9 protein-coding genes are annotated in these 10,587 nt (G+C 39.8%); 5 read left to right on the forward strand and 4 right to left on the reverse strand.

Annotation, left to right across the window (positions count from 1 at the left end):
- The first annotated feature begins 20 nt into the window (after window positions 1-20).
- The 5 genes from DC498_RS09195 to DC498_RS09215 all read left to right on the forward strand — a co-directional run bounded on the left by DC498_RS09195 (window position 21) and on the right by DC498_RS09215 (window position 7,884).
- Window positions 21-1,757, forward strand: coding sequence for a family 43 glycosylhydrolase (locus tag DC498_RS09195; RefSeq protein ID WP_116873850.1), 1,737 nt, complete (start codon window positions 21-23; stop codon window positions 1,755-1,757).
- 21 nt (window positions 1,758-1,778) lie between these two features.
- The gene (locus DC498_RS09200; RefSeq protein ID WP_116873851.1) at window positions 1,779-2,435 is read left to right on the forward strand and encodes a GDSL-type esterase/lipase family protein; all 657 of its coding nucleotides are present in this window, start codon (window positions 1,779-1,781) and stop codon (window positions 2,433-2,435) included.
- A gap of 26 nt (window positions 2,436-2,461) precedes the next feature.
- Complete coding sequence (gene bglX, locus DC498_RS09205; RefSeq protein ID WP_116873852.1) at window positions 2,462-4,741, forward strand: beta-glucosidase BglX; 2,280 nt, start codon at window positions 2,462-2,464, stop codon at window positions 4,739-4,741.
- A gap of 99 nt (window positions 4,742-4,840) precedes the next feature.
- Window positions 4,841-7,099: a beta-N-acetylhexosaminidase gene (locus DC498_RS09210; RefSeq protein ID WP_116873853.1), complete on the forward strand. Its 2,259-nt coding sequence runs from the start codon at window positions 4,841-4,843 to the stop codon at window positions 7,097-7,099.
- Window positions 7,100-7,269: 170 nt separating this feature from the next.
- Window positions 7,270-7,884: an HAD family hydrolase gene (locus tag DC498_RS09215; RefSeq protein WP_116873854.1), complete on the forward strand. Its 615-nt coding sequence runs from the start codon at window positions 7,270-7,272 to the stop codon at window positions 7,882-7,884.
- 24 nt (window positions 7,885-7,908) lie between these two features.
- On the opposite strand, the gene DC498_RS09220 is transcribed toward DC498_RS09215, so the two are convergent.
- From DC498_RS09220 to DC498_RS09235, 4 genes are all read right to left on the reverse strand, one after another.
- Window positions 7,909-8,532: a hypothetical protein gene (locus DC498_RS09220; protein WP_116873855.1), complete on the reverse strand. Its 624-nt coding sequence runs from the start codon at window positions 8,530-8,532 to the stop codon at window positions 7,909-7,911.
- On the reverse strand, window positions 8,529-9,179 hold the full coding sequence (locus tag DC498_RS09225; RefSeq protein ID WP_116873856.1) for a hypothetical protein: 651 nt from the start codon (window positions 9,177-9,179) through the stop codon (window positions 8,529-8,531). The genes DC498_RS09220 and DC498_RS09225 overlap by 4 nt, the downstream gene beginning before the upstream one ends.
- Window positions 9,180-9,313: 134 nt before the next feature.
- Window positions 9,314-9,928, reverse strand: a complete 615-nt coding sequence (locus DC498_RS09230) for an NAD(P)H-dependent oxidoreductase (RefSeq protein ID WP_116873857.1) — start codon at window positions 9,926-9,928, stop codon at window positions 9,314-9,316.
- Window positions 9,929-9,991: 63 nt separating this feature from the next.
- Window positions 9,992-10,549, reverse strand: a complete 558-nt coding sequence (locus DC498_RS09235; RefSeq protein ID WP_116873858.1) for a Crp/Fnr family transcriptional regulator — start codon at window positions 10,547-10,549, stop codon at window positions 9,992-9,994.
- Window positions 10,550-10,587 lie beyond the last annotated feature (38 nt).

A 10,587-nucleotide genomic window follows, 5' to 3' on the forward strand; every position in this document is an offset into this window, starting at 1 on the left:
GGCGACTAAAACATATAAATATGAGACAATTATTTTTTACAATGCTGTTACTGCTTGTTATACAAGCTCCATTTGCCCAGCAACGCACCTATTGCAACCCCGTCAATATCGATTATGGCTATACACCCATTCCCAACTTTAGCGAATGGGGCAGGCACAGGGCAACGGCTGACCCGGTAATTGTAAATTATAAAGGCGATTACTTTTTGTTCAGCACCAACCAATGGGGCTACTGGTGGAGCAGTGATATGCTCAACTGGAAGTTCATCAGCAAGAAGTTTTTGCGTCCATGGAATGGAGGGGTATACGATGAGCTTTGTGCGCCTGCTGTAGGCATTATCGGGGATACAATGCTGGTTTTCGGGTCAACTTATACTTCAACTTTTACCATCTGGATGAGCACCAATCCCAAAGCCAATGAATGGAAACCATTGATAGATTCATTTTCGTTGGGCGGCTGGGACCCATCTTTCTTTACAGATGATGATGGCAGGCTTTATATGTACAATGGCAGCAGCAACAAATTCCCGATGTATGGCATAGAGTTGAATAGAAAAACGATGTCGCCTATAGGATACAGAAAGGAAATGTATCTCTTAGAGCCATGGCGCTACGGCTGGCAACGGTTTGGTGAGGATATGGACAACACCTTTCTTGATCCGTTTATTGAAGGCTCACATATGACGAAACATGACGGTAAATACTATCTTCAATATGGTGCGCCCGGCACAGAGTTCAGTGGTTATGCGGATGGTGTAATTGTAGGTGAACATCCACTGGGCCCTTTCGCGCCGCAATCTGATCCCTTAAGTTTTAAGCTGGGTGGTTTTGTAAGAGGCGCAGGGCATGGCGCTACTTTTGAGGACAATGATAAAAAATTCTGGCATGTAAGTACGGTTGTACTATCTGTAAAAAATAATTTTGAAAGAAGGCTGGGCATTTGGCCGACAGGCTTTGATAAAGATGGAGTGATGTGGTGTAATACCGCATTCGGCGATTACCCCACCTATTTACCGGGAACAGCTAATGCTGGTGGTTTTACCGGGTGGATGTTGCTGAATTACAAAACACCTGTACAGGTTTCGTCTACTCTTGGTGGTTACCATGCTAACAACGCGGTAGATGAAGTGATGAAAACATACTGGAGCGCGGCTACAGGCAATAAGGGTGAGTGGATACAAGCGGATCTGGAAAATATATCCACAGTAAATGCAATACAGATCAACTATGCTGACCAGGATGTGGATGATGATCGTTTAGGAAAAAGAACCGACCAGTTTCACCAGTATAAAGTATATTATTCTGCAGATGGTAAAAAGTGGAGTGTATTAACGGATAAGAGTAATAATAAAACAGATGTGCCTCACGACTATATAGAACTAAACCAACCGGTAAAAGCCCGGTATATCAAACTGGAAAATATACACATGCCCACCGGTAAATTTGCAATAAGTGGATTAAGAGTATTTGGCAATGGCGGCGGAGCAAAACCGGATAAAGTAAAACAGTTTATTGTTTTGCGAACTGAAAAGGATAAACGAAGCGCATATATGAAATGGAGCCCGGTTAATAATGCATATGCCTATAACATTTACTATGGCACCGATCCGGAAAAATTATACAACTGTATAATGGTACATGATGTAAACGAGTATTGGTTTAAAGGAATGGATAGCCAAAAAACTTACTATTACACTATTGAAGCTATTAACGAAAACGGTATATCTGAAAAGCTACCGGTGATGAAAGTAGAATAATCATTAAAACAAATATCGAAGATGAAAAAATTATCTCTTATCGTTTTTTTTCTTGTATGTTCAGTTAGCCTGTTTGCACAAAATCCTCCATTCTATAACGATATCCGGAAATTTAAACAACAGGATAGCCTGAATTTTCCGGCCAGGAAAGCTGTTTTATTTATCGGCAGCTCCTCATTTACAAAATGGACGGATGTGCAGGATTATTTTCCCGGGTATAAGATCATTAACCGCGGATTTGGCGGCTCCACATTACCCGATCTTATCCGTTATGTAAATGATATTGTAGTGCCGTACAAACCCAGGCAAATTGTGATATACTGCGGGGAGAATGATATTGCTTCGTCTGATACGACAACTGCGGAAACAGTTGCGCAAAGATTTGTTACATTGTTTGAAGCTATCAGGAAAGTATACCCGAAAGTAACAATAGACTTTATATCCATGAAACCAAGCCCAAGCAGGGAGCGGTTTCTGCCAAAACTGCAAGCTGCCAATCAGCAGGTCAAAGATTATATAGCTACTCAAAAAAATGCTGCATATATCGACATCTATCCCTATATGATGCACGAAAACGGAAGCCCAAGAAAGGCTTTATTTATTGAGGATATGCTGCACATGAATAAGCATGGGTATGCTATATGGCAATATGCCATCTTACCTTACCTTAAAAAATAGATGTATATAACACTAACACCTGCAATATGAAAAGGATATTAACCATACTGTTGCTCCTGTATATAACTGTTCCTCTTACTGCGCAAAAGGCATCTGACGCCAGAATGAATGCTTTTATCAGCAGCTTAATGCAGAAAATGACTATTGATGAAAAAATAGGACAGTTGAATTTGCTTACCGGCGGAGAAGCAACAACAGGCTCTGTGGTAAGTTCAGGCGTAGAGAACAAAATTAAGAAGGGACAGGTTGGGGGCATTTTCAGTATGTCTTCACCTGCACGTATCCGTAAAGCACAGGAGATTGCGGTTACACAAACCCGTTTGAAGATTCCCATAATTTTTGGAATGGATGTAATACATGGTTACAAAACGATGTTTCCTATACCACTTGGTTTATCATGCACCTGGGATATGAATTTAGTTGAACGCAGTGCAAGGATCGCTGCTACCGAAGCTAGTGCAGACGGATTAAACTGGACATTTTCGCCAATGGTTGATATAGCCCGGGATCCACGCTGGGGACGTATATCCGAAGGTAATGGGGAGGATCCTTACCTGGGTTCACAAATTGCAAAAGCAATGGTAAAAGGTTACCAGGGAGATGATCTTTGGAAGAACAATACCATTATGGCCTGTGTGAAACATTTTGCATTATACGGTGCAGGTGAGGCCGGCCGAGATTATAATACGGTTGACATGAGCCGCGTGAGAATGTATAATGAATTCCTGCCTCCTTACAAGGCTGCGGTAGATGCAGGTGTCGGCACGGTAATGACTTCTTTCAACGAAATTGACGGCATTCCCGCAACCGCCAATAAATGGCTGTTTACTGATCTGCTTCGCAGGCAATGGGGATTTAAAGGAATGATAGTTACAGATTATACTGCGGTGAATGAGATGATAGATCACGGCATGGGTGACCTGCAGCAGGTATCTGCACTGGCACTAAAAGCAGGAGTGGATATGGATATGGTAGGCGAAGGATTTCTTACCACATTAAAAAAATCGCTGCAGCAGGGAAAAGTTACACAAAAACAAATTGATGATGCATGTAGAAGGGTTTTAGAGACAAAGTATAAACTTGGTTTGTTTGATGATCCTTACCGTTATTGTAATGAAGAACGTGCAGCAAAAGAAATATATAGTGAAGCCAACCGTAAGGAAGCAAGAGCAATTTCAGCGGAGAGTTTTGTATTGCTTAAGAATGCAGATTATACATTGCCGGTAAAAAAATCCGGCACTATTGCATTGATTGGCCCACTGGCGGATAACCGCTCAAATATGCCCGGAATATGGAGTGTATCTACTGATTTTACAAAACCTGTATCTGTGCTGGAAGGACTAAAAGAAGTAGCAGGCAGTAATGCAAAAATTCTTTATGCCAAAGGTTCTAACCTTACAGAAGATAGCCTGCTGGAGCAAAGGGCTACTATGTTTGGTAAAACATTGGGAAGGGATAACCGCAGTGATGAAGCATTACTGAAAGAAGCATTGGATATAGCAGTGCAATCAGACGTAATAGTAGCTGCATTAGGCGAAGCCGCAGAGATGACAGGTGAAAGTGCCAGCAGAACGGATATTGGAATACCGGACGTGCAGCGAAAATTACTTGAGGCCTTACTGAAAACCGGCAAACCTGTAGTATTGGTTTTATTTGCCGGAAGGCCGATGACACTGGTTTGGGAACAGCAAAATGTTCCTGCCATATTAAATGTTTGGTTTCCTGGTTCTGAGGCCGGAACAGCTATAGCAGATGTGTTGTTTGGTGATGTAAATCCTTCAGGTAAATTGTCTGCTACTTTTCCTCAGAACGTAGGACAAATACCATTATACTATAATCATAAGAATACCGGTCGCCCTTTACCCGATGGGCAATGGTTTCAGAAATTCCGTTCTAATTATTTAGATGTATCCAATGATCCGTTGTATCCCTTTGGTTTTGGATTGAGCTATACAACTTTCAGTTATAGTGATATTACATTAAGCAGCAATACTTTTAAGCCCAACGAAAAAATCACCGCGACGGTAACGGTAACGAATTCCGGCAATATAACAGGTAAAGAAGTTGTTCAATTATACATTCGTGATATGGCAGGGAGCATTACCCGGCCGGTGAAGGAATTAAAAGGGTTTCAAAAAATTGAACTAAAAGCAGGAGAATCGAAAACTGTTTCATTTACTATTTCGGCAGAAGATCTGAAGTTTTATAACAGTGATTTGAAATTTGTAGCTGAACCCGGCGACTTTAAATTATTTATCGGTACAAACAGCAGAGATGTTAAGGAGGTGGATTTTAAATTATTATAGAGGGGATGTTACGTGAGGCGGCAGTGGGAGCTGGGTTAAATCTCTCTGCATTACAGGTAAAACCATCATCACAGCAAGGGAAAGTATAAAAAGATAATCATGCCATTAGCGAAAATTGTTATAACCATATTGTTCAGCAGCCTGATTTGTCCGGCAATTAATGCGCAAAATAATTTTGATATTATTCCCAAACCAGTGAGCGTTAGCACAGGATCTGGCAATTTTACTTTTCAGCCAGATATTGATATAATAACAACAGTAGCTTTTAAAGATGCTGCAGTTTTATTAAACGAACATCCTGCCATAAAAAATGCAAGGATAAAGACTGTGAAGAAAAATGATGCGGCCAATAAACATGCGATCTATATGCTTAACGCAACTGAAGCGGATAAGCTACCTGAAAATGCTTATTCCCTTGCTGTTAATGAAGAAAACATCATTATTAAGGCGTGGGATAAACCGCAAATGATTAATGCTGTTTATACGCTGGTACAGTTAGGGTATTTGCAGCAGGATCCGAAAACGTTAACCACGGCAGTTATCATTGATGAACCAAGATTTTCATACCGGGGATTGCATTTAGATGTATCGCGCCATTTCATGCCCTTATCTTTTGTAAAAAAATATATTGATGTAATGGCCATCTATAAATTCAACAACCTGCACTGGCATTTAACCGATGGCGCCGGGTGGCGTTTGGAAATAAAAAAATATCCCCAATTAACCCGGCTTGCCGCCTGGCGTACGCATGCAGGCTGGAAGGAATGGTGGAACAATGGCAGGCGCTATATTGAAAAAGGCGCACCTAATGCAAGCGGTGGTTTTTATACGCAACAGCAGGCAAAAGAATTAGTGGACTATGCGGCTAAAAAAGGCATTAATGTTATTCCTGAAATTGAAATGCCGGGCCACTCTGAAGAAGTGCTGGCAGTGTTTCCGGAACTATCCTGCACCGGTAAGCCATATACGCAAAGTGAATTTTGTATTGGTAATCCTGAAACTTTTACGTTTTTAAAGAATGTGTTGGATGAAGTACTAACCATTTTTCCATCCCGGTATATTCACATAGGCGGGGATGAAGCCGATAAAAAACATTGGGAAACCTGCCCTAAGGACCAGGCATTGATGCAAAAAGAAGGGTTACGCTCGGTAGATGAATTGCAGAGTTATGCAATTAAGCAAATGGATATTTACTTGCAATCCAAAGGACGGCGAATAATTGGTTGGGATGAAATTTTAGAAGGAGGTTTAAGTGGTGGTGCTACGGTAATGAGTTGGCGCGGAGAAGCAGGAGGGATTAGATCAGCCAATGCAGGGCATGATGTAATAATGACGCCCGGCTCTCATTTGTATTTTGATTCATATCAAACGGATCCCAGAACACAACCCGAAGCAATAGGTGGTTTTCTTACTTTAGAAAAAGTATATTCCTATGATCCTGTTCCTGCAGCAATTGCCCCTGATAAGGTAAATCATATTTTAGGTGCGCAGGCCAATTTGTGGACGGAATACATACCTACAACTGAGCAGGCGGAATATATGGTGTTTCCAAGAGCCCTGGCACTGGCAGAGCTGGACTGGACCGCAAAGGAAAAGAAAAACTGGAAGGATTTTCAACAACGCCTGCAATCGCATTACAAACTATTACAGGATTTGAATGTGAACTATTATCGCCCGTCTTATAATGTTGGGCATGAATCGATATATAATCCCGATAAAAAATCAAATTTAATTACATTGACTACTGAACAGCTGAATGCAAAGAATATTCATTACACAGTCAACGGAACGGCGCCTCAAATTAGCTCGACATATTACGTGGCTCCTTTTGAACTAAATCATTCCGCAGTAGTTAATGCCGCATATTTTCAGGATTCTATACAAATAGGACCAACATTAACCTTTATTACCGATATACATAAGGCAATAGGCAAACCGGTAATGTACAATAGCAAATGGGATGGGTATCCTGCGCAAAATGAAGCTACCATGACCAATGGCATTATGGGCGGGCTAACTTATCACGATGGCCAGTGGCAGGGTTTTACAAGACCTGTTGATTTGATTGTTGATATGCAGGAAACAACTATCATTAACAGTGTTGCCATGAATTTTATGCAGCTTATTGGCCCGGGCGTTTATATGCCGGGCGAAATGCAGGTCTTACTTTCCGGTGACGGAAAAAATTTTCAACTGGCAGGTGTAGCATATAATGATATTTCCGATAAAGACAGCAGGCTGCTCTTTAAAAGGTTTGATGTGAAATTAGAAAAGCCACAGCAGGCAAGATATGTGCAGGTGAAGGCCACTAATCCTAAGAGGGGGTATTTATTTACTGATGAAATTATTGTATACTAAGCCGTTGACGATAGATTAAAAATCAAATAGAATAAAAAGTCACGGGAATACGTCTGTTCCGTTATATTGTACTGTTGTTATTCCCTGCTGGCTATGCTTTTTTTGCGTAGTATAATAGAATAGCTTTGTTGCCTCCGGCGACTTAACAAATTCCTGCTTATTTTTGCGCTATGCAACATATAGATAATATCATTTTTGATCTTGGTGGTGTAATTCTTACTTTAGATATGCCCGCAGCAGAACAAAAATTTACTGCCTTAGGCGTAAAAAATTACAATGAACTTTTTCGCAGCGGCAATGTTTCTTCTTTCTTTAAGGATTATGAAATAGGTGCTATTGATAATATTACTTTTCTGAATGCTTTAAGGGATTTGGCTGGACTGCCACTCACCGATGATCAGTTGACGGATGCGTGGAATGCTATGCTGGGTGTTTTTCCCAAAGAAAGAATTGACTTGCTTCATAATTTAAAATCAAAATACAGGTTGTTTTTGTTCAGCAATACCAATGCTATTCACCTTGATAAATTCCGTAAAATATACTCGGATACTTTTACCAATACTAATTTTGATGATCATTTTGAAAAAGCATATTACTCACAGGTATTGGGAATGCGCAAGCCTGATATTAACTCCTATAAATATATTATTGAAGAACAGGGGCTAAATGCCTCACGTACACTTTTTGTTGATGATTCGGCTATGAATATCGAGGGTGCTGTTTCGGCCGGTTTGCAAGGAGTGCATATTAAACCAGGCACTACTATATTGGATATTGGTTGGTGAGTAAATATCGTTATGATTTAACAATTAAAAGAAAACCACTCCCTCGCTTCCACCCACAGGCAACGAATGATCAAACCTTCCCCTCGTAATCTTGGCGGAAGGTAAGGTTGCTTCAAAAACTCCCGAAAGCTGGTTACTTATGCCTGCTGCATTGCCGGGCATTAATATTGCCCTCAGAAAATAGATACTACCGGTTCCTTTTTCTAAGCGATTGCTGTTCACCATAAAATAACCGTTAGTGCCATCCACCGATAAACGGGTATTATTAAAAGCATTAAAATCACTATAAGAAAACCCTTTTTTTACCCCTAATACCAAACTTACAGAATAGGGATTGGAAGAAGAATATATATCGCTTTGCCAGTTAATAATAAGGGTATCACTGTCTGTTGCAGTGTCATCCTTAAATAATTCAATTTCAGGAGAAAGAACACTGCCGCTAAATCTTCCATAAGACATTCTGTTTCTTGTGCGAAAAGGATATCCATTAATATAGCACGACATTACATTATTACCCATATCTGAAAACACAGATAAATCTTCCGCATCATCGTCTTCATAAAATACCGTATAGTTTTTATCACACGAAACAAATGCTATTGAAATGAAAGCAAATATTATCCATTGTAAAGACTGCATTGTTTTCATTTGTTTCTATTTTTAAATTCAACTACATAACCAATATTTATAGACAATGGCACGGGTAACTTATAACTGTAATTATTAACACTATCTACCAATGGAGAAGACAATACCTCCACCTGGAGAAAAACAGCCCCAGTTCCCAGGTTTCGTTTATACTGAATACCTCCTCCTATACATAAACCAATTTTTTTCAGATCCCGGTGAGGGTTCAGCACAGTATATTGCTCCATATTATAGTTATCGTAAGCCGTATTTATTTTTTGATATGCAATGCCCGCATTAACAAAGGGAGAGATGGAGTTTTTATACCATGCTATCAGTTTGAATCTGTTGCCAATTATAAATGCGGCAGAATACCATTTAGCCTTATATGCTGCTGTAATGTTTAACGGTAACAAAGGATTGGAGGTATATGCTGCATCAATCCCCGAATGGTTACTTAACGGAAGTGCGCCCTGGACCCTGATCAGCATCTGGTATACCCGGTGATTGATAACAGGATACTGCAACCCGATATTTGCCTGGCCAAAAGACGGTTTGTTAACCAGATCAATACTGTAACCCACATAGGATTCTATAGTATTTTGCGCATATGATAACACAGGAAGAACAAACAATAAAGCAAGGAGTCTGGGCTTAAGTGTATTCATTTGGTTTGTTAACATTTATACTGTGACAACAAAAATAGTTAAAACGTTGTCTTGATCTTCTTTCTGATATAAAACCTGTATTACCTTTTATTGTGTATGCGGGTATTGAGCATTGTTTCTTAGCTAATATTTCTTCAACTTAAAGCGGCAAACCGGCTTTCGATCGAGGTTAACCACTTTTCGCGCTTTTTATCTGACACAAATTTTACGAGGCATAAGTTTATCCATTTTCTTTTAGGAAACCCAATTTTCCAGAATGTACCACGCAATAAGGCATATTTAACAGCATTTCCAAAAACAAGGCGATACAATAATGCCGGTGTGTTTTGGGTTGTTATTATTGTTGTACGCTTTAGCTTTTTTAATCTGCTGATCATTTTTAAGCCACTTTTCGCATAATCGTAACTAATACCCGGAAAAATTACTTTGTCAATAAATCCTTTTGTCATAGCGGGCATAAGTTCCCACCATATAGGAAAAATGAAAATAAGATGTTCCGCTTGTTCTAAACGTTCTTTATAATTCAGTACCAGCGGATCAATATTCTCATATATATTTTCTCCATCCGCTTTTGCGCAGGCAAAGGCGTATAAGTCTTTTGCGCGCATAACAGGATCAAACTCATCCCGGTCAAGGTGCATAAGATCTACTTCGTGCCCGGCCTTTTGAAGCCCGTTGATTACAGCAATCAAAATAGCATTACAGTAACTCTTTTCATAGGGGTGATTAAATACAATTGCTACTCTCATAATTAAAACTGTTTTGTTTATACAAAGTTGAGGTAGCCATAAGGCTTGAAACGATAACAATTGTTAAGAAACAGATCTGCGCCTGTTTCTTATCCTGCTTAACGAAACGGGTGTAATGCCGAGGTAGGAAGCGATATAATGTTGTGGTACACGCTGCAATATTTCAGGACGTTGCTGCAATAGTTCCTGATACCGTTTCTGCGGACTGTCTTTAATACGGGAAAGAAAGAGCCGTTGATAAAAAATTAAACGCTGAAAGGTTTGTTCTTCAAATTCATTTTTTATTTCAGCAGAATGATTTAATATGAATTGGAAATCTTTTTTTGTAATGCTGTGCAGGATACAAGGTTCAATGGTTTCGATAGTAAACATACTTGGTTGATTTATTCTGAAACTTTCTACGGATGAAACGCCTTCCCCTTCAAAGAAAAACTGGAAAGTAATATCCTTCCCGCTATTATTAAACCATATCCGCAGGCAGCCTTTTTCAATAAAGTAACCTTTTCTTGAAACTTGCCCTTCGCGCAGCAGTATAGTTCGTGCCGGAACTTGCTGTTTTTTAAAAAGATCGCTGAATGGTGACCATTTACTGTCGGGAAGAATAGTTTGTTGCCTGCCCATGCAGTTTATTTTATACGTAAAGTTAGGTATGAAAGTGA

Origin of the sequence: Terrimonas sp. (assembly GCF_003075435.1) — a bacterium.
In the GTDB taxonomy this organism is placed as follows: domain Bacteria; phylum Bacteroidota; class Bacteroidia; order Chitinophagales; family Chitinophagaceae; genus Agriterribacter.